The organism is Comamonas sp. (genome assembly GCF_036666375.1).
In the GTDB taxonomy this organism is placed as follows: domain Bacteria; phylum Pseudomonadota; class Gammaproteobacteria; order Burkholderiales; family Burkholderiaceae_C; genus Comamonas.
Window position 1 is genome coordinate 1 of record NZ_JAVWWA010000094.1, and the last position, 21806, is coordinate 21806.

General features: G+C 66.0%; 18 protein-coding genes. 11 read left to right on the top strand and 7 right to left on the bottom strand.

What is annotated here, in order from left to right:
• From RR928_RS19165 to RR928_RS19180, 4 genes are all read left to right on the top strand, one after another.
• Positions 1-266, top strand: a 266-nt coding sequence (locus tag RR928_RS19165) for a GTP-binding protein (RefSeq protein WP_332683793.1), incomplete at its 5' end; no start/stop codon positions are given.
• On the top strand, positions 266-4078 hold the full coding sequence (gene cobN, locus RR928_RS19170) for a cobaltochelatase subunit CobN (protein ID WP_332683795.1): 3813 nt from the start codon (positions 266-268) through the stop codon (positions 4076-4078). The genes RR928_RS19165 and cobN, both read left to right, overlap by 1 nt.
• Positions 4075-5124, top strand: a complete 1050-nt coding sequence (locus RR928_RS19175; protein ID WP_332535393.1) for an AAA family ATPase — start codon at positions 4075-4077, stop codon at positions 5122-5124. Before cobN ends, RR928_RS19175 begins: the two co-directional genes overlap by 4 nt.
• A 107-nt stretch (positions 5125-5231) precedes the next feature.
• Positions 5232-5783, top strand: a complete 552-nt coding sequence (locus RR928_RS19180; RefSeq protein WP_332547951.1) for a vWA domain-containing protein — start codon at positions 5232-5234, stop codon at positions 5781-5783.
• Here the strand turns inward: RR928_RS19180 and RR928_RS19185 are convergent.
• The gene (locus RR928_RS19185; RefSeq protein ID WP_332547950.1) at positions 5770-6783 is read right to left on the bottom strand and encodes a Bug family tripartite tricarboxylate transporter substrate binding protein; all 1014 of its coding nucleotides are present in this window, start codon (positions 6781-6783) and stop codon (positions 5770-5772) included. The genes RR928_RS19180 and RR928_RS19185 overlap by 14 nt on opposite strands.
• A gap of 126 nt (positions 6784-6909) precedes the next feature.
• Here RR928_RS19185 and RR928_RS19190 point away from each other — a divergent pair, with 126 nt between their 5' ends.
• Positions 6910-7893: a tripartite tricarboxylate transporter substrate binding protein gene (locus tag RR928_RS19190; protein WP_442881445.1), complete on the top strand. Its 984-nt coding sequence runs from the start codon at positions 6910-6912 to the stop codon at positions 7891-7893.
• A gap of 7 nt (positions 7894-7900) precedes the next feature.
• Here RR928_RS19190 and RR928_RS19195 read toward each other — a convergent pair whose 3' ends face one another.
• Positions 7901-9295 carry a sensor histidine kinase gene (locus RR928_RS19195; protein WP_332547949.1) on the bottom strand — a complete coding sequence of 465 codons (1395 nt, stop codon included), beginning with the start codon at positions 9293-9295 and terminating at the stop codon, positions 7901-7903.
• Positions 9292-9960 carry a response regulator gene (locus tag RR928_RS19200; RefSeq protein ID WP_332535386.1) on the bottom strand — a complete coding sequence of 223 codons (669 nt, stop codon included), beginning with the start codon at positions 9958-9960 and terminating at the stop codon, positions 9292-9294. The genes RR928_RS19195 and RR928_RS19200 overlap by 4 nt, the downstream gene beginning before the upstream one ends.
• Positions 9961-10386: 426 nt before the next feature.
• On the opposite strand from RR928_RS19200, the gene RR928_RS19205 reads away from it, so the two are divergent.
• From RR928_RS19205 to metG, 5 genes are all read left to right on the top strand, one after another.
• Positions 10387-12501 carry a TonB-dependent receptor gene (locus RR928_RS19205; protein WP_332535384.1) on the top strand — a complete coding sequence of 705 codons (2115 nt, stop codon included), beginning with the start codon at positions 10387-10389 and terminating at the stop codon, positions 12499-12501.
• Positions 12502-12583: 82 nt separating this feature from the next.
• The gene (locus RR928_RS19210; protein WP_332547947.1) at positions 12584-12886 is read left to right on the top strand and encodes a hypothetical protein; all 303 of its coding nucleotides are present in this window, start codon (positions 12584-12586) and stop codon (positions 12884-12886) included.
• 94 nt (positions 12887-12980) lie between these two features.
• Complete coding sequence (locus RR928_RS19215) at positions 12981-13157, top strand: hypothetical protein (protein ID WP_332535382.1); 177 nt, start codon at positions 12981-12983, stop codon at positions 13155-13157.
• A gap of 51 nt (positions 13158-13208) precedes the next feature.
• Positions 13209-13931 (top strand): hypothetical protein, encoded by a 723-nt coding sequence (locus RR928_RS19220; protein WP_332683799.1) that lies wholly within the window; start codon positions 13209-13211, stop codon positions 13929-13931.
• Between the two features lie 109 nt (positions 13932-14040).
• Positions 14041-15816, top strand: a complete 1776-nt coding sequence (gene metG, locus RR928_RS19225; protein ID WP_332683801.1) for a methionine--tRNA ligase — start codon at positions 14041-14043, stop codon at positions 15814-15816.
• A gap of 439 nt (positions 15817-16255) precedes the next feature.
• On the opposite strand, the gene RR928_RS19230 is transcribed toward metG, so the two are convergent.
• The 4 genes from RR928_RS19230 to RR928_RS19245 form a co-directional block, all read right to left on the bottom strand.
• Positions 16256-17233: a Bug family tripartite tricarboxylate transporter substrate binding protein gene (locus RR928_RS19230; RefSeq protein WP_332535375.1), complete on the bottom strand. Its 978-nt coding sequence runs from the start codon at positions 17231-17233 to the stop codon at positions 16256-16258.
• 157 nt (positions 17234-17390) lie between these two features.
• The gene (locus RR928_RS19235) at positions 17391-18545 is read right to left on the bottom strand and encodes a calcium:proton antiporter (protein ID WP_332683803.1); all 1155 of its coding nucleotides are present in this window, start codon (positions 18543-18545) and stop codon (positions 17391-17393) included.
• Positions 18546-18763: 218 nt separating this feature from the next.
• Complete coding sequence (locus RR928_RS19240) at positions 18764-19501, bottom strand: ABC transporter substrate-binding protein (protein ID WP_332535371.1); 738 nt, start codon at positions 19499-19501, stop codon at positions 18764-18766.
• Positions 19502-19563: 62 nt separating this feature from the next.
• Entirely contained in the window at positions 19564-20496 is a 933-nt protein-coding gene (locus RR928_RS19245) for a LysR family transcriptional regulator (RefSeq protein WP_332535369.1), read from the bottom strand.
• 167 nt (positions 20497-20663) lie between these two features.
• Between RR928_RS19245 and RR928_RS19250 the strand changes: the two genes are divergently transcribed.
• Entirely contained in the window at positions 20664-21683 is a 1020-nt protein-coding gene (locus tag RR928_RS19250) for a zinc-binding alcohol dehydrogenase family protein (protein ID WP_332547940.1), read from the top strand.
• Positions 21684-21806 lie beyond the last annotated feature (123 nt).

Below are 21806 nucleotides of genomic sequence, written 5' to 3' on the forward strand. Positions count from 1 at the left end.
AGCTGCCCGCAGTCGAGCGCGAGGCGCTGCTCGCGGCGCTGGCGCGCATCGTCTCCCAACACACGGTGTACCGCGTCAAGGGCTTTGTGGCCGTTCCGGGCAAGCCCATGCGCCTGGTGGTGCATGGCGTGGGCACGCGCTTTGACAGCTATTTCGATCGCCGCTGGGCCGCGGGCGAGACGCCGCAGACCCATCTGGTGCTGATCGGCCATGAACTGGACCAGGCCGCGATCAGCGCCGAACTCGACCAGCTGGGAGCCCGCTGATGCATTTGCTCGCTGTCCAGCCCGGCGGCTTTGTCGACGACGAAGCCTTCGTCGCCAGCATGGGCCAGACCCCGGCACAGGTGGTGTTCCTCAGCGCGGCCGACACCACGCTGGCCTTGCTGGCCGAAGTCTATGCCCAGCTGCGCGCCGGCCTGGACGGCGAGCGACTGCCCACGGTGCGCCTGGCCAATCTGATGCACCTGCGCCAGCCGGCGTCGGTCGATCTCTATGTCGATGAAGTGCTGCAGCACGCGCGCGTGATCGTCATCGATCACCTGGGCGGCGAAAGCTACTGGCCCTATGGCACGGAGCGCATTCGCGAAATCTGCCGCCTCAAGGGCATAGAGCTGGTGATGTTCTCGGGCGACACCAGCGAAGACCTGAACCTGCTGCAGAAAAGCACAGCGACGATGGAGCAGTGCCGCAGCATCTGGCGCTATCTGCGCGAAGGCGGCGCGGCCAACGCGCGCGAGATGTTCCGCTATCTGTGGCACAGCTTTCTCGGCGGCGAACAGCCGGCCTTGCCGCCGCGGCCTCTGCCGTCGGTCGCGGTCTTCCACCCCGAGAATGACGCCGCCGACAGCGCCAGCTGGCAGCAGCCCGGAGCGCTGCAATGGATAGCCGGCGCGCCCGTGGTGCTGATCGTGTTCTACCGCGCCCACCTGCAGTCGGGCAACACCCAGGTGTTCAAGGCGCTGAGCGAACAGCTGCTGGCGCGCGGCATGAACCCGCTGCCGCTGGCCCTGCTGTCGCTGAAAGACGCGGCCTGCATGGCCATGCTGCACCAGCTGTGCGCCGCGCACCAGGTGGCGCTGATTCTCAACACCACCTCGTTTTCGCAGTCGTCGCTGGAAACCCCGGGCGACCATGCGCTGGCCGGCGACATTCCCGTGCTGCAGGTCATCATGTCGGGCGCCAACGAGCAAAGCTGGCTCGACGACGCCCATGGCCTGCAGCCGCGCGACATCGCCATGCATGTGGCCATGCCCGAAGTCGACGGCCGCATCATCACGCGCGCCATCAGCTTCAAGGGCCGCTCGCACCGCAGCGAGCTGACGCAATCCGATGTGGTGCAGTACCAGCCGCATGCCGAACGCCTGGGCTTCGTGGTGGAACTCGCCCAGCGCTGGTGCCGGCTGCGCGGTAAAGCCAATGCCGACAAGCGCCTGGCGCTGATCATGGCCAACTACCCGACCAAGGAAGGCCGGCTGGGCAATGGCGTGGGCCTGGATACGCCAGCCTCGGTGATGCATATCCTGCGCGCGCTGGGCGAGCAGGGCTATGTGCTGACCGATCTGCCTGCCGACAGCGATGCCTTGATGGTGCAATTGCAGCAAGGCATCACCAACGACCCCGACTCCTGGGCGCTGCGCCCCGCGCAGCAAAGCCTGGCGCTGGCAAGCTACCAGGCGTTCTTCGCCGGCCTGCCCCAAGGCAACCAGCAGGCCATTCTGGAACGCTGGGGCCCGCCCGAAGCCGACCCCATGCTGCGCGATGGCCGCTTCATGATTGCCGGACTGCGTTGCGGCCGCATCTTTGTTGGCATTCAGCCGGCGCGCGGCTACCACCTAGACCCCGCGGCCAGCTACCACGACCCCGATCTGGTGCCGCCGCACTACTATCTCGCGTTCTACCACTGGCTGCGCAGCGAATGGAACGCCGATGCCATGGTGCATGTGGGCAAGCACGGCAACCTCGAATGGCTGCCGGGCAAGAGCGTGGCCCTGGCCAACACCTGCTGGCCCGATCTGGTGTTCGGGCCGATGCCCCACCTTTACCCGTTCATCGTCAACGACCCGGGCGAAGGCACGCAGGCCAAGCGCCGCGCCCAGGCGGTGATTGTCGACCACCTGATGCCGCCGCTCACACGCGCCGAAAGCTATGGCGCGACGCGCGACCTCGAGCGCATGGTCGACGAGTACTACGACGCGGTCACCATGGACCGCAGACGCGCGGAACTGCTGCGCCGGCAGATCCTCGAGCACATCCTGGCGCACGACCTGCACCAGGATCTGGGCGTGGCCAAGCCGCGCAGCGCGCAAGAAGAGCAGTTGCTGCTCAACAAGACCGACGCCTATCTGTGCGAACTCAAGGAAAGCCAGATCCGCGACGGCCTGCATATCTTCGGCCAGTCGCCCACGGGCCGGCTGGCGCGCGACACGCTGCTGGCGCTGGCGCGCCACCCCGTGGGCAATGGCCAGGGCGCGAACAACAGCTTGATCCAGGCCTTGGCGCGCGATCTGCTGCTGGGCCAGGATTTCAACCCGCTGGACGCGGCCTGGGAAGCGCCCTGGACCGGCCCGCGCCCCGAACTGCTGGCCCAGATCGATCCCCAGCCCTGGCGCCATACGGGCGATACACGCGAACGCCTCGAGTTGCTCGCGCTGGACTGGCTCGAACGCCCCTTGGAGGAAATCAGCGCCAGCGCGCCCGCCATGGTGCAGACCCTGGCCGTGCTGGCGCGCGTGCAGAACGACCTGCGCGCGCGCCTGCAAGCCTGCGGCCCGCAGGAAATCCTGCAACTGAGCCGCGGCCTCGAAGGCCGCTTCGTGCCCGCGGGCCCCAGCGGCGCGCCCACACGCGGGCGGCCCGACGTGCTGCCCACGGGCCGCAACTTCTTCTCCATCGACACCCGCGCCGTGCCTACGCCCACAAGCTGGACGCTGGGCCTGCAGTCGGCCAACCTGCTGATCGAGAAATACACCCAGGAGCATGGCGACTACCCGCGCACGCTGGGCCTGTCGGTCTGGGGCACGGCGACCATGCGCACCGGCGGCGACGACATCGCCCAGGCGTTCGCGCTGCTGGGCGTGCGCCCCAAGTGGGCCGACGGCAGCTGGCGCGTGGTCGATTTCGAAGTGCTGCCGATGTCGGTGCTCGGCCGCCCGCGCGTCGATGTGACGCTGCGCGTCTCGGGCTTTTTCCGCGATGCGTTCACCAATGTGATCCGGCTTTTCGACGCCGCGGTGCAGAAGGTCGCCGACCTCGAAGACGAGGACGCGGACACGAATCCGATTCGCGCGCGCGTGCTGCAGGAAGCCGCGCAGCTGCAAAGCCAAGGCATGGACGCCAAGGATGCGCGCCACCAGGCGGGCCTGCGCGTGTTCGGCGCCAAGCCCGGCAGCTATGGCGCGGGACTGCAAGGCCTGATGGACGGCAAGAACTGGCAGACCGACGCCGACCTGGCGACGGCCTACCGCAACTGGGGCGCCTACGCCTACGGCCAGAACGACAACGGCACGCAGCTGCCCGAGACCTTTGTGCGGCGCCTGAGTTCCCTGCAGTTGGTGGTGCACAACCAGGACAACCGCGAGCATGACCTGCTCGACTCCGACGACTACTACCAGTTTCAGGGCGGCATGGCCGCGGCCGTGCGCCACTACAGCGGCCAGCAGCCCGAGCTCTACTTCGGCGACCACAGCAACCCGCAGGCGCCGCGCATGCGCTCGCTGCAGGAAGAGATCAGCCGCGTGCTGCGCGCGCGCGTGACCAATCCCAAATGGATAGCGGGCATCAAGCGCCATGGCTACAAGGGCGCGGCCGAAGTCGCGGCCACCGTCGACTACCTGTTTGCATTTGACGCGACGGCACGCGTGGTGCGCGATGACCAGTACGCGCGCGTCACCGATGCCTTTGTCATCGATGCCGGCACGCGCGCCTTCCTGCAGCAGCACAATCCCGCGGCCTTCCACGGCATCTGCGAACGCCTGCTCGAAGCGGTGCAGCGCGGCCTGTGGCAGGACAGCGGCGATTACCAGCCGCTGCTGGAACAACAACTGCTCGAAGCCGAACAGCTTCTGGAGAACCGATGACCTATCCCCTGGCCTTTCCATTTACCGCCCTGCAAGGCCAGCAGCAGCTGCAGACCGCGCTGCTGCTGGTGGCCGTGGACCCGCTGCTTGGCGGCGTGCTGGTCGAAGGCCCGCGCGGCACGGCCAAGTCGACCAGCGCGCGCGCGCTCGCGGCGCTGCTGCCCGCGGGCCGCTTTGTCAATCTGCCGCTGGGCGCGACCGAGGAGCAGCTCGTGGGCTCGCTCGATCTCGAGGCCGCGCTGCAGGACAGCCGCGTGCAGTTCCGCCCCGGCCTGCTGGCCCAGGCCCACCAGGGCATTCTCTATGTCGATGAAGTCAATCTGCTGGCCGACGGCCTGGTCGATCTGCTGCTCGACGTCAGCGCCAGCGGCGTCAACCGCGTGGAGCGCGACGGCGTCTCGCACCAGCATGCGGCGCGCATTGCGCTGATAGGCACCATGAACCCCGAGGAAGGCCAGCTGCGCCCGCAGTTGCTCGACCGCTTCGGCCTGTTCGTGCAGCTGGGCAATGTGCCCGATGTCGCGACGCGCAAGGCGATCGTCCAGACACGCATGGCCTACGACGCCGACCACGAGGCCTTTGCCGCGCGCTACGCGGCTGCGCAGCAGGCGCTGGCCGCGCGCGTCGCGGCCGCGCGCGACAGCGTGGCGGCGCTCGACTGGAACGACGCCGTGCTCGACCATGTGGCCCAGCTGTGCCAGAGCGCGGGCGTCGAAGGCGTGCGCGCCGATCTGGTGATGCTGCGCGCCGCGCGTGCCCATGCGGCGCTGGCCGGGCGCGCTGAAGTGAGCGTGGCCGATGTCGATGCCGTCGCTGAGTTGGCGCTCGCGCACCGGCGCAGCCATGATGCCGGCGCGGGCACGCCGCCGCCGCCGGCCGAAAGCCCCTCGAACGCAACGCCCCCTGACAGCGCCCCGCCCCCGCCTGCGCCCGCAGCGCAAGGCAGCGATACTCCGCCTGACAACTGGGGGGCCCTGCCCCCGCCCCAGGCCACAGGGCTGCAGGCCGTCAAACCGCTGAAGGCGTTCGCCGCAAAAAAAGCCTGACGCGTCCTGCGCTGGCCGGTCAGGCCAAGGCAGGGCGCGGCGCGAACACCGCGCGCAAGGGGCGCCTCAGCGGCGCCGACAGCACGCGCCTCGATTGGGTAAGGACCTTGGCGGCCAAGGGCCGTGCGCCGCTGCGCGCGCGCGATCTGCGCTATCGGCCGCAGCCCCTGGGCAGCAATACCTTGCACTGCGTGCTGCTCGATATGTCGGCATCGATGCTGCGCGGCGAAAAGCTCGCGCTGGCCAAGGGCTGTCTGCTGGCCCTGACCGAGAGCTTCTATCGCCGGCGCGAGCACCTGGCCGTGATCGGTTTTTCGGGGAATGAGGCGCGGCTGCTGCAGGCGCCGGGCAAGGTCGCGACCTTCAATGCCGCATGGATCGCGCCCTTGCGCGGCGGCGGCGGCACGCCCGTGGCCTCGGCCCTGCAGCTCGCGCAGACGCTGATGCAGCGCCGCCGCAAGGCATCCTCAGCACAGTTGCTGTCGCTGTGGCTGCTCACGGACGGACGCTTCAGCGACCTGCCCCCGCGCCCGCCGCTGGCCGACAGCTGCCATATCGTCGACTTCGAAACCGAGGCCGTGGCGCTGCAGCGCTGCCAGCGGCTGGCGCGCGACTGGGACGCGCAGTGGATCAGCGCAGCCGAACTCAATCGGGTTTGATCTTCGCGCGCGCGATCACTTTCTTCCAGCGCTCCTGCTCGGTGGCGATGAACTGCGCGAACTGCGCGGGCGTGTCGCCAATCACTTCGGCCGCATCGCCATGCAGGCGCTTGAGCGCGTCGGGCGCCTTGACGGCCTTCATGGTCTCGGCCGACAGCTTGTCGATGTGGGCCTGGGGCATGTTGGCCGGCGCGAGCATGCCGTACCACTGGGTCATCTCGAAGCCCGGGAAGCCCTGCTCGGCCACGGTGGGCACGTCGGGCAGCTGCGCCAGGCGCTGCGACGAGCCGGTGGCGATGCAGCGCACCTTGCCCGACTTGATGAACGGCAGGATGGCCGCGGCACCGATAGCGGACGCGTCGACGCGGCCCGACAGCAGGTCGGTCAGCATGGGACCGGTGCCGCGATAGGGCACATGCAGCATGAACACATCGGCCGACATCTTCAGGTATTCGAACGCCAGCTGGCCCGCGCTGCCGTTGCCGGCCGAGCCATAGCTCAGGCGGCCGGGCTTGCTCTTGGCGTAGGCGATGAACTCGCGCAGGTTCTTGGCCGGCACGTCGGGGTGCACCACATAGAGGCTGGGCACCTTGGCCAGCAGGCTGATGGGCTTGAAGTCCTTGGGCGACCAGGGCAGCTTGTCGAAGATGTAGGGGTTCACGGCCAGCGTGCCGATGTGGCCCAGGATCAGCGTGTGCTGGTCATCGGCGCGCGCCACTTCCGACATGGCGATGTTGCCGGCCGCGCCGGGCTTGTTGTCGACGAACACGCTCTGGCCCAGCGTCTTGGACAGCTCGGCAGATGTGGAGCGGGCAACGATCTCCGAGCTGCCGCCGGGCGCGAACGGCACGACAAAGCGCACCGACTTCGACGGCCAGGCGGCTTGCGCCATGGCCGCGCCGGGCAGCAGGCCCGACAGCGCCAGCGCGCCGCCTCCGGCCAGCAGTTGGCGGCGCGTGGGGGCCGCGGAAAGATCCGATGCGTGGGCAAGGCGTTGCATGTCTGTCTCCGAAATACTTATGAAGCCCCGATGCTGCCTGTGACTAGCTTTCAGCCGGCTTTCAATCGCAAGGTGTTTACCCTAGGCGCACCGGCAGCGCCAGGGCTCTCGACCTGTATATGCTCCATGCCCATGCCTTACCGAATTCATCTTGCGCTGCTCGCCGCCGTGCTGTGCCTGCCGGCCACCGCCGGTCCGCTGGAGCAGACCGAATGCATTGCGCCGGCCAAGCCCGGCGGCGGCTTCGACCTGAGCTGCAAGCTGGTGCAGCGCGGCCTTCTCGACGCACGCCTCATCACCAGCCCGATGCACCTGCGCTATTTGCCCGGCGGCATAGGCGCCGTGGCGTACAGCAGCATGATTGCCCAGAGCCCGCCCCAGTCCAATGCCATCGTCGCCTTTTCGGGCGGCTCGCTGCTGAACCTGGCACAGGGAAAGTTCGGCCGCCACACCGAGCACGATGTGCGCTGGCTCGCAGCGATTGCCACCGACTACGGCGCGGTGGTGGTGGCGCACGACTCGCCCTACCAGACGCTGGCCGATGTCATGCGCGCGATGAAAGCCGAACCGGCCAAGGTGGTGCTGGGCGCGGGCGGCACCATAGGCAGCCAGGACTGGATGAAGGCCGCGCTGCTGGCGCGCGCCGCGGGCGCCAATCCCAAGCGCATGCGCTTTGTCGCGTTCGAGGGCGGCGGCGAAGCCATGCGCGCGCTCGAAGGCGGCCACATCCATGTGTTCACCGGCGACGCCGCCGAGACGCGCCAGCAGATACAGGCAGGTGCGCGGCTGCGCATACTGGCCGTGATGTCCGACCAGCGCCTGCCGGGCCCGTTGTCCCAGGTGCCGACGGCGCGCGAGGCGGGCGCGGCGATCTCCTGGCCCATCGTGCGCGGCTTCTACCTGGGCCCGGGCGTGTCCGACAGCGACCATGCCATCTGGACCGAAGCCTTTGCGAAGATGCTGGCCACGCCCGGCTTTCAGCAGTTGCGCGCCGAACGCGGGCTGTTTCCCATGGCGCTGGTGGGCAGGGACCTCGATCGCTATGTGCACCAGCAGGTCGCGCACTACCGCGAGCTGGTCAGGGAGTTCGGCCTGCAGCCGGCGAGGTAGGCACAGGTCAGCGCCGCGCGAGCGTGATGCGCGCGCACAGGCCGCCCTCGTCCGATGCCTGCAGCAGGTCGAAATGGCCGTGGTGGCGTTTGGCGATCGACGCCACGATGGCCAGGCCCAGGCCCGAGCCCGTGCCCTGGGAGTTGCTGGCACGGAAGAAGCGCTGCGTCGCGCGCCCCAGTTCATCGGGCGGAATGCCAGGCCCGCTGTCGCTCACTCCCAGGCTCGCGCTGTCGCCGTCCACGCCCACCGTGACCGTGACCCGGCCGCCCGCGGGCGTATAGCGCAAGGCGTTGTCCAGCAGATTGGCCAGTGCCTCCTCCAGCAGTTCGCGCTGGGCCAGCACCCGGGCCGGCTGGGCCGCAGCCTCGAGCCCGAGGTCGATTTGCCGAGCGCGCGCCTGCGGCCACCAGCGGCGCGTGACTTCGCTGGCGAGCTCGGCAAGGTCCACGGCCTCGGCCTGGACGTCGCAGCTGTCGGCGCGCGCCAGCGCGAGCATCTGGTTGGTCTGACGTATGGTGTGGCGCAGCTGTTCACGCACCGCCGCCAGCGCGGCTTGCACGCTGGGCAGATCGCTGGCGCGCTGGGCAAACGCGAGCTGGGTCTGCAGCGTGCTCAGCGGCGTGCGCAGCTGGTGCGAGGCGTCATCGACAAACCGGCGCTGGCTGTCCAGCAGTTCGCGGTTGCGCAGGATATGCTGGTTCATCGCTTCGACCAGCGGCAATACGTCCCGCGGCACGCGGCTGGTGTCCATGGGCGAAAGATCCTCGGGCGCGCGCGCGGCGACTTCCTGGCGCAGCTGGCGCAGCGGCCGCAGCGCCCAGGCCACGGCCGCGGCCACCGCCGCTGCCGCCAGGGCTGCGAGCAGGGCATCGCGCGCCAGCGCCCCGGCGATGAAACGCCGGCTGAACTGGTCGCGCGAGGCAAACGGCTCGGCAACCTGTATCACCAGCCGCGTATCGCTGCTGCCACCCACCGATTGCGGCAAGGAGCGCTGATAGGTCGCGATGCGCATCTGTGCGCCCGCGTACTCCACCGTGGCGAAATGCGGCTGCCGGTCCTGCAGCGGCGCGTCGGGCATGGGAAGGTCGGGGCTGCCGATCTCGACCAGACCGTCCTGCGTCGCGACACGGTAATAGACCGAGCCGTTGGCCGTCAGCTCGAAGAACTCGAACAGCACATAGGGCAGTTCGACCGCCAGCCCGCCGCTCTCGGTGGACACATTGGCATCGATCGCCTTGACCGCGCCGAACAGCGAGCGATCGAACGCGGCGTTCACCGCCGAGCGCGCGGTATGCCAGGTGAGCCAGACCTGCAGCAGGCTGCCGACCATCACGCCAGCGAGCAGCAGCACGATCAGCATGCGGCGCAGGCTCACGCGGTGCAGGGCGTCGAGATTCACGGCGCCGCCTCGAGCACGTAACCCAGGCCGCGCAGCGTGGCGATCTGCGTGCCCGTGCCCGCCAGCCGCTTGCGCAGCCGGTGGACCAGCACCTCGACGGCTTCGGGCGAGACTTCGCTGTCCCCAGCGAACACGCGCTCGAGCAGCTCGCGCCGACCCAGCGGGGCGCCCCTGGCCTGGATCAGCGTGGCCAGCAGCGCATGTTCGCGCGGCGTCAGCACCAGGGCTTGCGGGCCGGACTCGAAACGCCGCGTCGAGGCTTCGTAGACCAGTTGTCCGCAGTGAAAGCGCGTGGGCTCGCGGCCCTTGGCGCGGCGTATCAACGCCTGCAGCCGCGCTTCCAGCTCCTCGACTTCGAAAGGCTTGGCCAGGAAATCATCGGCGCCGGCGCGCAGCGTGGCCACGCGCTGGGCCAGCGTGTCGCGCGCCGTGAGGACCAGGATGGGCAGCGGGTCGTCCTCTTCGCGCAGGCTCAGCAGCACCTCCTCGCCCGCGAGCCCGGGCAGGCCCAGATCGAGAATCAGTGCGTCATAGCGCGTGGCGCGCAGGGCCCGGCGCACCAGCCGGCCGTCAGCCACCCAGTCCACCTGGAACCCGCCTTGCGCCAGGGCGCGCACCAGCCAGTCGGCCAGCGCCGATTCGTCTTCCGCCAACAAGATTCGCATGCAGGTATTCCACAAAGGCCAGGGTTCAATGCTGCCATTGTCGTGATTCCGCACGCCGGCGCGCGCCGCGCATGCCCGGCGAAAACCCTGAGCAGACCGTTTGGCACCGGATTTATGACTGCCGCGAACGGGACTTCCTCTTGAGATGCGCGCGGCGTTGCGCGCAAATGCGCGATGACGCTTTTTTGCCGGCCTGCCGCCCCGGCTTGGGCTGCGCAGCCAAGCTGCAGGCTTGCATGCTCCCATGGCTCCGGATGCTGCGTGGCATCAATACATCGCTGCGTCATTTTATTTGAATGCGAATGCTTCTCGTTGTCATTACAATCCAATACTTTCAGACATGAGCCCTTTACATAAGCGGCTCGCTACCTTCGAGCGAATTGATTGATGACGAACAAAAATGAGGGAACCGGGGCCATGTGTCCCATGCGTTTGCGCGCACTGGCCGCATTGGCGGGGCTGGCCTGTGCGGCCGCGGGCGCGCAGCAGGCGGACAACGCGGCGCAGGTCCTGACGCTGCCCACGGTGCAGGTCAACGCGAGCCAGTACGACGCCGACGACGTGCGCCCCGAAGGCGTGACCACGGCCACCAAGACCTACATGGCGCCCAGGGACATCCCGCAGACCATCGATACGCTGGAAGTCAACAAGTACAAGAGCTACGGCATCAATGATCTCGCGACCATGCTCGACGGCGTGCCCGGCGTCAACACCAGCTACGACATGCGCGGCGAGGGCGTGATGATCCGCGGCTTCCAGGCCGATGCCGGCGACATCTACCGCGACGGCGTGCGCGAGAGCGGCCAGGTGCGCCGCAGCACCGCCAACGTCGAGCGCATCGAGATCCTCAAGGGCCCGGCTTCGGTGCTCTACGGCCGCAGCGCCGGTGGCGGCGTCGTCAACCTGGTCAGCAAGCAGGCGCGTTTCGACGCCAAGAGCAGCGTCACGCTGCGCGGCGGCTCCTGGGACAACGTCGGCGCCACCATAGACATCAACCAGGTCATCAACCCCAACGTCGCCGTGCGCCTCACCGCCGACCGCGAGCAGGCGCACAGCTTTCGCAGCGGCATACGCAACAAGAACGAGATGATTTCGCCCAGCATCCTGGTGGATAACCGCAAGGGCCTGCGCTGGATCGGCCAGTACACCTATGACAACGTCTGGCGCGTTCCCGACCGCAGTCCGGCCTATGACCAGTTGCCGGCCGGCGTGCCGATACGCCAGGGTTTCGCCCAGCCCGGCGACTATGTCGAGGACCGGCTGCGCGTGCTGCGCTCCGATCTGAGCTACGACTTCAACCCGGCCTGGAGCCTGCGCTGGGTCGCGAGCCGGCGCGAGGCCGCGCAGGACTTCGACCACTACTTCCTGGGCACCTACTGCAATGCCCAGGGCCGCACGTCGACGGGCGCCAGCTGCAGCCACCGCGGCCAGGTGCGCCAGAGCTATGCCTGGCAGCAGACCGCGAACAAGACGACGTCCAACACGCTGGACCTGACGGGCCGCATCGACATCGCCGGCATGCGCCACGAGCTGCTGCTGGGCGCGGATTACACCGAGGAAGAGCGCGCGCCGCGGCTGTTCTCGACCGCCGCCAGCAACGGCTTCGTCGATCCGTTCAACCCGGTGCTCAATGCCCAGCGCCCGGCGCAGGGCGCGCCCACGCAGCACAACCTGCACCTGGGCAAGGGCCACGCGTTCTACGTGCAGGACATGGTCCATCTCGCGCCGCAGTGGAAAGTGCTGCTGGGGGCGCGCTACGACAACTACACGTTCGAGAGCACCAACCGCATCAATGGCTTTCAGCGCGACACCGGCGACAGCAGCGTGAGCCCGCGCGTGGGCGTGGTCTGGCAGCCGCTGCAAGAGCACAGCATCTACGCATCGTGGAACAAGAGCTTCTCGCCCTACGGCGGCCGCGGCACGCTCAGCGTCGATACCGCCGCCACGGCGGTGCTGGACGAAGAACCCCAGCATTCGCGCCAGTTCGAAGTCGGCATCAAGAGCGACTGGCTCGACGGCAAGCTGTCGACCCAGCTTGCGGCCTATGAGCTGGAGCACTACAACATCCGCTACCGGCCCGAGCCCGACCTTGACCCCTACCTTTTCGCGGTACGCGGCAAGGAGCGTTCGCGCGGCATTGAATTCAGCGCCTCCGGCCGCGTCGCGCCGTCATGGTATGTGCGCGGCGGCGTGGGCATCATGGATGCCAAGGTCGCCAGCGACGTGAGCGCACCGGCCAACGTGGGCAAGTTACTGCCCAATACCGCCAGGCGCAACGGCAGCCTGTTCGTACGCTATGCGCCGGCCGGCGCCTGGTATGGCGAGCTGGGCGCAACGCATACCAGCGAGCGCTACACGAATGCCGCCAACACCGCCGTCGTTCCCGGCTATACGCGCTGGGATGCACTGATCGGCTGGCGCGCGGCGCCGTGGACCGTGACCCTGGCGGTGTCGAATCTGTTCGACAAGGAATACTGGCGCTCCAACGCCATGCCGGGCGCGCCGCGCAGCTTCCTGGTGAGCGCGAACTACCAGTTCTGAGACCGCGCCTGAAGAAGCCTGCCCTGCGGCCCGACGGCGCCGGGCGGGCAAGCGACAATGGCCGACGCGGAACAGCGCAACGATGGCCTGCAAACAGGATTTCCTGCTGAAGGCTCTGCGCACTCCCAGCCATTGCCCGCGCACCGGGCTCAACCTGAGCCATATCTCACTGCCGCTCCCAGCCGGCACCGACCTCGGCAGTCGCAAGCACCGCAGCCCGCCACAAAGTCCTGAGCGCACGCTCCAGGACTTTTTTCTATTCCGGCAATGCGTCTTGTTCGCCGACATCACGGCCAGCGCCGGCCGCCGAATGCCGCTGTCGATCCTTTGCGGCGCCGGAAACGAAAGATTACATTTAATATTTAAATTCAATGTATTCTTATGATTGTTTTTAACTATCACACTTTTAGACTCAAGGTCGAAGAATTTTCTTCGGTTTCGAAACAGGAGCAATAGTGAAAGAGTCCAGCCCACAACTCATGTCCGACACAGATTCGGCTGCTGCAGCTTCCTGCGAATTACGCGAGCTTAACGACAAAGAAACGCAAGATTGCCCATTCGGATCTTTTATCGCTTTGAAACGCCTGTCAAAGCTGAATATCGAAGCGGTTCGCATGCAAGGCTGCGCCGACAGCGGCACAGGCGGCAACAACTAAGCCGTTTGCAAAAACGCCAGAGCGATCCCGATCGATAGAAAATTATCCATCGTGACATCCGCCCAATCCAGCGACATAACTGAACAAGTGAAATATCTCATCCGTCCTTTTCAATGCATGGAGCTGGATACTGGGAAATTCTTCCTTGCATCAGGTCAAGCCATTGTCCGCCTCGACTCCTCGGATATTTACCAGGCGGCGCTGGCAATGCGCGGCATGGGTTGGGGCAGCACCATCACTTTGCAAGAGCTCGAACGACTCCTGGTCGACCGGCCACAGGCACAGCTGCCTGCCGCATTGAAATATCTTGCGGATATTGGCGTGCTGCGACAAGTACATCAGGATTTGGGACGTTTCAATCGCATATGGCAGCTTCACGACCGGCTTCAGGAAATCGAATCACTGGCAGAAGACATCGAATTTCTCACAGGGCTGCAGTGCAATTCCACGCGCGATCCCAATAGTATTGCTGGCAACGAATCCGTGGTGTTGTACACGCCGAAATATGAGGCCAAGCTGATTCAACGGGTTCAGCAGCAGGTAATGGACCAGGGGAACTCCGCCATGCTTACCTGCTATCTGGTAGCACGCAATTTCTTGATCGACGGAACTTGTATTCCAGCAGCCCGCACTCCTCGTCATCTTTGTCAGGCAGCAGCCTCGACGGCGCAACGAACGCATGGGAGCGGGTTTTCTCAGAGCCTGAAAGCTGCATTCAAGGCAATCACGCAAAAGCCTGTCATTACAGGCTTGGACTACCCCATTCTTCCTTGAACTTCGACAACGCATTCGCACGCCTGTTGGGCATCCACCAACCCCGCGCCGAGCTGCGCACTTCGACCTGCCTTCCCTGACCCAGCCCCTCACCATTGCCTTCACGCCCATGCCTTTGAACCTAGCCCCGCGCAAACTTTTCGTCACGACTGCTCTGCCCTACGCCAACGGCCCTCTTCATCTGGGTCACCTGCTCGAATACATACAGGCGGACACCTGGGTGCGCGCGCAACGCATGGCCGGCCATGCAGTGCAATTCGTCTGCGCCGACGACGCGCATGGCGCGCCCATCATGATCGCTGCGCAAAAGGCGGGCGTCACGCCGCAGCAGTACATCGCCGACATTGCGCGTTCGCGCGCCGCTTATCTGGCCGGATTCCATATTCGCTTTGACAATTGGCACTCGACACACAGCACCGAGAACCAGCAATTGGCGCAGGATATCTATCGAAAGCTCCAAGCACGCAATCTGATCGCACGCAAGGACATAGAACAGTTTTACGACCCCGTAGAAGGCATGTTCCTGCCCGACCGCTACGTCAAAGGCAGCTGTCCGCGTTGCGGCGCGCCTGAACAGCATGGCGACTCGTGCGACGCCTGCGGGGCCGTCTATGCACCCACCGATGTGGGCCAGCCCCGCTCCATTCTGAGCGGTGCGGTGCCGGAGCTCAGAAATTCAACGCATCTCTTCTTTCGCCTGTCTGACCCTGCGATTCAGGCATTCCTGCGTTCGTGGACTGCCGATGCCACGCTGCAACCCGAAATCGCCAGAAAGGTCTCCGAGTGGTTTGCCGACGGCTTGCAGGACTGGGATATATCCCGCGATGCCCCATACTTCGGCATACCGATTCCCGGCGAAATCGGAAAATTTTTCTATGTCTGGCTGGATGCGCCCGTGGGTTACCTCGCCAGTCTGAAGAACCATTTCGACAAGGGCGGCGCACGCAACCATTGGCATGTTCCTTCGCGCACCGCTCAAACCTTTGACGAATTTCTCGGCGACCCGTTGCTGGAACAGGTTCATTTCATCGGCAAGGACATCAGCTACTTCCATGCATTGTTCTGGCCGGCCATGCTGCATTTTTCCGGTCTGCGCCTGCCATCCAAGATTAACGCCCATGGCCATCTGACGGTGAGGGGAGAGAAGATGAGCAAGAGTAAGGGCAACGGCCTTGATCCGCTCAGATATCTGGACCTCGGCTTGGATGCCGATTGGATTCGATACTATCTGGCGGCAAAGCTCAATGGCGGAATCGACGACACGGATTTCAATCCCCAGGACTTCGTGGCCCGGGTCAATGCCGATCTCGTGGGGAAATTCGTCAATATCGCCAGCCGCTGCAGTGGCTTCATTCTGAAAAAATTCGACGCCACCCTGGGCCTGCCGGATCAGGAGGGACTGGCCCTGCTGGGAAATCTGCAGACATTGGTGGAGCAGGCCGGCGCCCGCTACGAGGCCCGTGAGTACGCCAGATGCATACGCGAGTCCATGGCCATGGCGGACCAGGTAAACGCCTATTTCGACAGGAACAAGCCCTGGGAGCTCGCAAAAAAGCCCGAATGCGGGACCCAGCTGCTGGCCGTGTGCACAGCCTGTCTGGAGGCCTTCCGGTTGCTGTGCATTTTGCTCAAGCCTGTGATCCCCGCGCTGGTGGGCCGCGCTCAATCTTTCCTGCAGATTGCGGAACTGGACTTCGCGTCGGCGGCGCGGCGGATGGGCCCAGGCCACCGCATCGGTGCATACCGGCATCTGACCCACCGGGTGGACAGCGCGCTGGTCGAGCAGGCATTTGGCGCCACGCATCTGCCTTCCGGCTGCCCGCGCCCGATGGCCTGCGCAGAAAAAACGGCGGCCGCCAAGGCAATCGATGCGGCAGGAAACTGAACGCGCCGACAACTGGCTGACCACTCCCCAGGCAGCCGTAGCGTGCGGCCCGTAGTCGTTCACCAGACGCATCAGAGCGACATCCGCGCATGCGCTGATTACGAAAATGTGTTCGACAGCGCTTGCACGCTGTTGCCGAGCACCAGCCTGTCAGGAAGTCGGCATGTGTTCCTGAATGCAATGCCATTGCGTGTCGGTGTGGATGGGAAGTGAATGCCCCATGTTCGCCTGGGGACTGCGACGGGCCCGCTGCAACGCCTGGCCATGACTGGAGAAACTCCGCCAACAGTCTGCCCTGTGCCTGGCCAGCGGCAAATGATGGTTAACCCCGCAAGCGCCCCGAAGGTCGCGAGGAGACGCACTGCGTGCCCCCGCGCCGGCCCGCAGCGAACGCCTGCGCGAGTTCACGGGCCTTCCTGCCCTGGTCAATGCGGAACGCTTACTCCACGATCTTGGCGTAGGCCGCCAGATCCGCGTACTTGTCCATGTCGGTGCGGATCAGCTGGGCCAGGTTCTCGTCGCCCTTGGCGGGAATGGCGCCCGAAGCTTCGAGGCGCTGGCGGATCGCCGGGTCGGCCAGGCCGGCGCGCAGCGCGGTCTGCAGCTTGGCGAGGATCTCGGGCGGCAGGTCCTTGGGCGCGGCAAATGCAAACCAGCCGGCCAGCGAATAGCCCTTGAGCGCCGGGTGCTCGCCCAGCGCCGGCACATCCTTGAAGCCCGGCAGGCGGTTGGCCGTGGTCACGCCCAGCGCCTTCATGCGCCCGTTCTGCAGGAATGGACCGGCGGCCAGCGGCGAGATGATGGCGAAATCGACATTGCCCCCGCCCAGGTCGGTGGTCATCGTGGCCGAGCCGCGATAAGGCACATGGGTGATGTACAGGCCGGCAAGCTTCTTGATCAGCTCGGCCGAGAAATGCGGCGTCGAGCCGATTCCCGGGCTGCCGTAGCTGTACTTGCCCGGGTTCTTCTTGACCAGGGCCACGAACTCGTCGAGGTTCTTCACCGGCACATGCGCGCCCGCGACCCACATGTTGGGCGCCAGCGCGGCCAGGCCTATGGGTGTCAGGTCCTTGGACGGATCGTATTTCTGCGCGGTGTTGACCGCCTTGGTGCCTGCGAGTTCATTGCTCGAGCCCGCCAGCAGCGTGTAGCCGTCGGGCTTGCTGCTGACCACGCGCTGGGCCGCGACCACGCCGGCGGCGCCGGCCTGGTTTTCCACCACCACGGTCGCATCGAGGTGCTTGGTGAGGATGTCGGCAATCACCCGCCCGACCATGTCGACCGAGCCGCCGGGCGCGTAGCCAATCACCAGGCGGATGGGCTTGTTGGGATAGGTGGACTGGGCCCACAGCGGAGTGACGGACACCGCGGCAGCCGCGGCCAGAAGCGCGCGCCGGGAAAAAGAGGATGCAAGCATGGTGAACAGTAATAAGTGACGGCAATGCCGATTGCAAGAACCGGGCCAAGGAGGTCGATGTTAGTGGCAATCCAGGCCGTCATGCACTGCAATCACTAGGTACTTGTACTAGGATTCAATTGTCATTGTTGAACAATCAATGCACCATGCGAGTGCTTCAGGGTTGGAAAAGCAGCATTCCAAAGACCCCGAAAAGCATCAGATGCATCCAGCCCTGCACCGGCGAGGTGCGCTGGCCATTGAAGCTCAGCAGCGCCAGCACCAGCGTCACGGCGAACAGCAGCGTTTCAGTCGCCGAAACCCCCATCACCACGGGCTTGCCGGTGAGCAGGCCAATGGCCAGCACCGCCGGCACGGTCAGGCCCACGGTGGAGACAAAGGCGCCCAGGCACAGGTTGATGGCGCGCTGCATTTCATTGTTCATCGCGGCGCGTACCGCGGTGATCGACTCCGGCGTGAACACGATGATGGCAATCAGCACCCCGCCTATCGCGGGCGGCGCGCCGGCTGCAGCAATGCCGTAATCGGTGACGATGGCCAGATAATGCGCGAGCAGCACGATGGGCAGCACCATGGCCAGCAGCAGGGCCGAGCGCAGCAGCAGCGTCTTGCGCCCCGCAGGCGCGTGCGTGGCCACGGCGGGCATGGGCGCGGCAGCATCCGCTGGGCTTGCCATTTCACCTGCGGGCGGCTGGATGAAAAAGCGCTTGCAGCTGCGCATCTGCAGCCACAGGAAGACGCCATACAGCAGCGCCGTCAGCACCGCCATGCCCGCGGCCTGCACGCGCGTGAACTCGCCCGCGCCACTGGTGTAGTTGGGCAGCACCAGCGCCGTGCCGGTCAGCAGCGCAATCATGGAAAGATAGGACGCCGCGCCCTGGGCGTTGTACTCCTGGTCGCCATGCCTGGCCCAGCCCGTGAGCAGGCACATTCCCATCACCAGGTTCATGATGATCATCATCACCGCAAAGATCGAGTCCCGGCCTATGGTCGGGAAGTCGCCGGGGCCCAGCAGCACCGAAACGATCAGTATCACTTCGATGGCAACGATGGACAGCGTGAGGATCAAGGTGCCGTAGGGCTCGCCCAGCTGGTGGGCCAGGTGGTCGGCCTGCCTGACCACGCCAAACGAGGCCGCAAGTATGGTGGCAAACAGCAGCGCGAACACGCCTGCGGCCATCGAGGGGCGCAGGGGCGCGGCCAGCCACTGCGCGCCCAAAGCCATGAACAGCCCGACCACCAGCCAGGCACAGGCCAGCAAGGCCCAGGTTGCGCGAGGAATCAGGCGCGTGGATGTCGACTCGGTGCTCATGCGGCGGCTCCCCACCGAGCGCCGACCCCGGCGGGCCGGTCAGAAAAACAGGAACGCGGGGACGCTGTTGCGCGCGAGACAGGCAGGTAGACGGCCATGGCAAACTTCCTTGGAAGCACAGGGCCGTCCCCTTGTGTGATCAGCACCAAGGTCGTCCTTGGCCAGGCCTGCGCAGCTCACGCAGGCCTGAAAATAATAGCATGCAAGCCGGCTGCGCGTCAGTCTGCGGCCGGCGCCACGCCCGCACCCTGGATGCCATGGCGCTGCAGCGCCTGGGCCACAAAGCCGCTGGCCTTCATTTCCTCGACAAAGCCGCCCAGCACCCGGGCCGCGTCTTCGCCGCGCGACTTGGGGCAGCCCATCGCCTGCTGTATCACCATGAAGCGCCCGGGCAGCAGGCGCAGATCGGCGCGGTCGCGAATATCAGCTTCCAGCTGCTGCTTGACACCCGCGGCGACATCGGCGTTTTCCGCGAGAAAAGTCTGCACCACGGTGGGCGAGGTCGGCGCGCGCAGGATCTGCGCGTTCTTCAGTTCGCGCGAAAGATAGAGGTCGTAGGCACTGCCCTTGCCGACCACCACGCGCAGCCCGCTGGCGTCGACTTCGTCGTTGCGCTGCAGCGGCGAGTCGGCGCGCACCAGATAGCTGCCTTCGATCAGCACATAGGGCGCGGTGAATGCGATATGCGCGCCGCGCAGCGGATCGATGGCGAAGAAACCGATGTCGGCCTGCTCGTTGCCCACCGCATCCACCGATTTGCCGGCGGCGTCAAACACCACCAGCCGCAGCTCGACACCCAGGCGCCGGGCAAACGCCTGCGCCAGATCGACCGAGACGCCGCCGGGTGCGCCGCTCACGGGATCGGCATGGGCCAGTATGGGATTGCCCAGGTTGATGGCAGCGCGCAGAACGCCCGTGGGCGTGAAGGCCTGGATGACGGCGGAAGCGATGGTCATGGGGAAGGTGTCTCCGGTTGCGGTGTGCAGACCACCCCAGGTTGCCGGGGCGCATGCCGCCATCATAGAAGGCCGGCGGCGCCAGGCCCGATCTTGCGGACCAGTTCCTGGCAACGTGGCGCCATGAAGTCATGCAGGCAGCGCACCAGCGGCGTCAGCTGGCGCCGGCCGGGCACCACGAGAAACAGCGGCACGGCTTCGGTCGCCCAGTCGACGCACAGCGCCTGGAGCCGGCCTGCGGCCAGGTCGTCGGCAACATCCAGGCCCGACTTGTAGGCAATGCCCTTGCCCAGCAGCGCCCAGCGCCGCACGGCATCGCCGTCGTTGGCGACATTGGCGCTGCGCACGCGCACGCTGAGCGGCGCGGTGCCGGCACGCGTGAAGCGCCAGCGGTCGTTGACTTCATCGCCCAGCATGAAGCACAGGCAGGCATGGTCGGCCAGGTCCTGCGGTGCGGCCGGTGCGCCATGCCGCGCGAGATACGCCGGCGCTGCGCACAGCACGCGCCGGTTGTCCAGTGCCAGCGGCAAGGCGACAAGGCTGGAGTCGGGTGGCTTGCCATAGCGAAATGCCGCGTCCACGGGATCGCTGTAGACATTGGCCATGCGGTCCGACAGCTGCAGGCGGATATCCACCCCGGGGTACTGCGACTGAAACGCATCGAGCCAGGGCAGCAGCACATTGCGCCCCAGGTCCGAAGGCGCCGACAGCTTGAGCAGGCCTTTCAAGGCCTGCCCGCCCGCGGCGAGCTGCGCGCCCGCCTGCTGCAATGCCTCCAGCGCGGGCCGGCATTGCGCAAGAAAGCGCTCGCCCTGCGGCGTGAGCCGCAGGCTGCGCGTGGAGCGCAGGAACAGTTGCACGCCCAGCTCGGCCTCGAGGCGCTTGAGCGCAGCGCTGGCCGCCGCGGGCGTCAGATCGAGCGCGCGCGCCGTCGCCGACAGGCTGCCGTTGTCGGCAGTGCGCACGAAGATATCGAGATCGCCCAGCGCTTTCATGGATTCATTTCAAAAAAATCTTGATACCTGAAAGTAAATCAGCATCTGGTACAGCCTTGGATTTTCAACTATTTTTTGAAAGTGGCTTCAAGGCCAGGACGGTTTTTCCACACCCGCAAACGCCGCAAGATAGCGTTTGCACTGCACTCCATCAAGAAAGAACCACCATGAAAGCCATTGGCTACCGCACGCCCCAGGCCATCACCGCGCCCGACGCACTGCTCGACATCACGCTGCCCGATCCCGTGGCCACGGGCCGCGACCTGCTGGTCGAAGTGAAAGCCGTGTCGGTCAACCCGGTCGACACCAAGGTGCGCAACAGCGCCGCGCCGGAGCAAGGCCAGGAATACAAGGTGCTGGGCTGGGACGCGAGCGGCATCGTGCGCGCCGTGGGTCCGCAAGTCACGCTGTTCCAGCCCGGCGACCGCGTCTGGTACGCAGGCTCGATTGCGCGGCCCGGCAGCAACAGCGAACTGCAGCTGGTCGACGAACGCATCGTGGGCCATGCGCCCAAGTCGCTTGATTTCGCGCAGGCCGCGGCCCTGCCGCTGACGACCATCACCGCCTGGGAAATGCTGTTTGATCGGCTGGGCGTCGCGCCCGGCAAGCAGCCCGGCGGCAAGACGCTGCTGGTCATCGGCGCGGCAGGCGGCGTGGGCTCTATCCTCACGCAGCTCGCGGCGCGGCTGACCAACCTCACGGTCATAGGCACGGCCTCACGCCCCGAGACCCAGGCCTGGGTCAAGGAACTCGGTGCCCACCATGTCATAGACCACAGCCGGCCCATCGCCGAGGAACTGCGGCGCGCCGGCTTTGCCAGCGTGGACTACATCGTGAGTCTCACGCAGACCGAAGCCCACTTCGCGCAGATCGTCGAAGCCATTGCGCCCCAGGGCAAGTTCGGCCTGATCGATGACCCGAAATCCCTGGACATCACCGCGTTCAAGCGCAAGTCGGTATCGGTGCACTGGGAGCTGATGTTCACGCGCGCGCTGTTCGGCACCGCCGACATGATTGGCCAGCACCGGCTGCTGGAAGAAGTCGCGGCGCTGGTCGATTCCGGGCTGATACGCAGCACCTTGGCCGAGCGCTTCGGCAGCATCAACGCCCACAATCTGCAGCGCGCCCATGCGCTGCTCGAGTCGGGCCAGGCGCGCGGCAAGGTGGTGCTGGAAAACTGGGACTGAGTGCCCGGGGCGGCACGGCGGCCGTCGTTTGCACGCCACGCAAAACGCGGCATCATGTCGGCTTCACCCCTGATAGAGCACACCATGTCCTCCTGGCCAGACACCCGCCTTCTCGATCTGTTC

Coding starts and splice junctions, on each gene's coding strand:
- RR928_RS19205 (WP_332535384.1), top strand. CDS start 10,387: ATGCGTTTGCGCGCACTGGCCGCATTGGCGGGGCTGGCCTGTGCGGCC.
- metG (WP_332683801.1), top strand. CDS start 14,041: ATGCCTTTGAACCTAGCCCCGCGCAAACTTTTCGTCACGACTGCTCTG.
- RR928_RS19185 (WP_332547950.1), bottom strand. CDS start 6,783: ATGCAACGCCTTGCCCACGCATCGGATCTTTCCGCGGCCCCCACGCGC.
- RR928_RS19190 (WP_442881445.1), top strand. CDS start 6,910: ATGCCCATGCCTTACCGAATTCATCTTGCGCTGCTCGCCGCCGTGCTG.
- RR928_RS19210 (WP_332547947.1), top strand. CDS start 12,584: ATGGCCTGCAAACAGGATTTCCTGCTGAAGGCTCTGCGCACTCCCAGC.
- RR928_RS19250 (WP_332547940.1), top strand. CDS start 20,664: ATGAAAGCCATTGGCTACCGCACGCCCCAGGCCATCACCGCGCCCGAC.
- cobN (WP_332683795.1), top strand. CDS start 266: ATGCATTTGCTCGCTGTCCAGCCCGGCGGCTTTGTCGACGACGAAGCC.
- RR928_RS19230 (WP_332535375.1), bottom strand. CDS start 17,233: ATGCTTGCATCCTCTTTTTCCCGGCGCGCGCTTCTGGCCGCGGCTGCC.
- RR928_RS19200 (WP_332535386.1), bottom strand. CDS start 9,960: ATGCGAATCTTGTTGGCGGAAGACGAATCGGCGCTGGCCGACTGGCTG.
- RR928_RS19240 (WP_332535371.1), bottom strand. CDS start 19,501: ATGACCATCGCTTCCGCCGTCATCCAGGCCTTCACGCCCACGGGCGTT.
- RR928_RS19245 (WP_332535369.1), bottom strand. CDS start 20,496: ATGAAAGCGCTGGGCGATCTCGATATCTTCGTGCGCACTGCCGACAAC.
- RR928_RS19215 (WP_332535382.1), top strand. CDS start 12,981: ATGTCCGACACAGATTCGGCTGCTGCAGCTTCCTGCGAATTACGCGAG.
- RR928_RS19235 (WP_332683803.1), bottom strand. CDS start 18,545: ATGAGCACCGAGTCGACATCCACGCGCCTGATTCCTCGCGCAACCTGG.
- RR928_RS19175 (WP_332535393.1), top strand. CDS start 4,075: ATGACCTATCCCCTGGCCTTTCCATTTACCGCCCTGCAAGGCCAGCAG.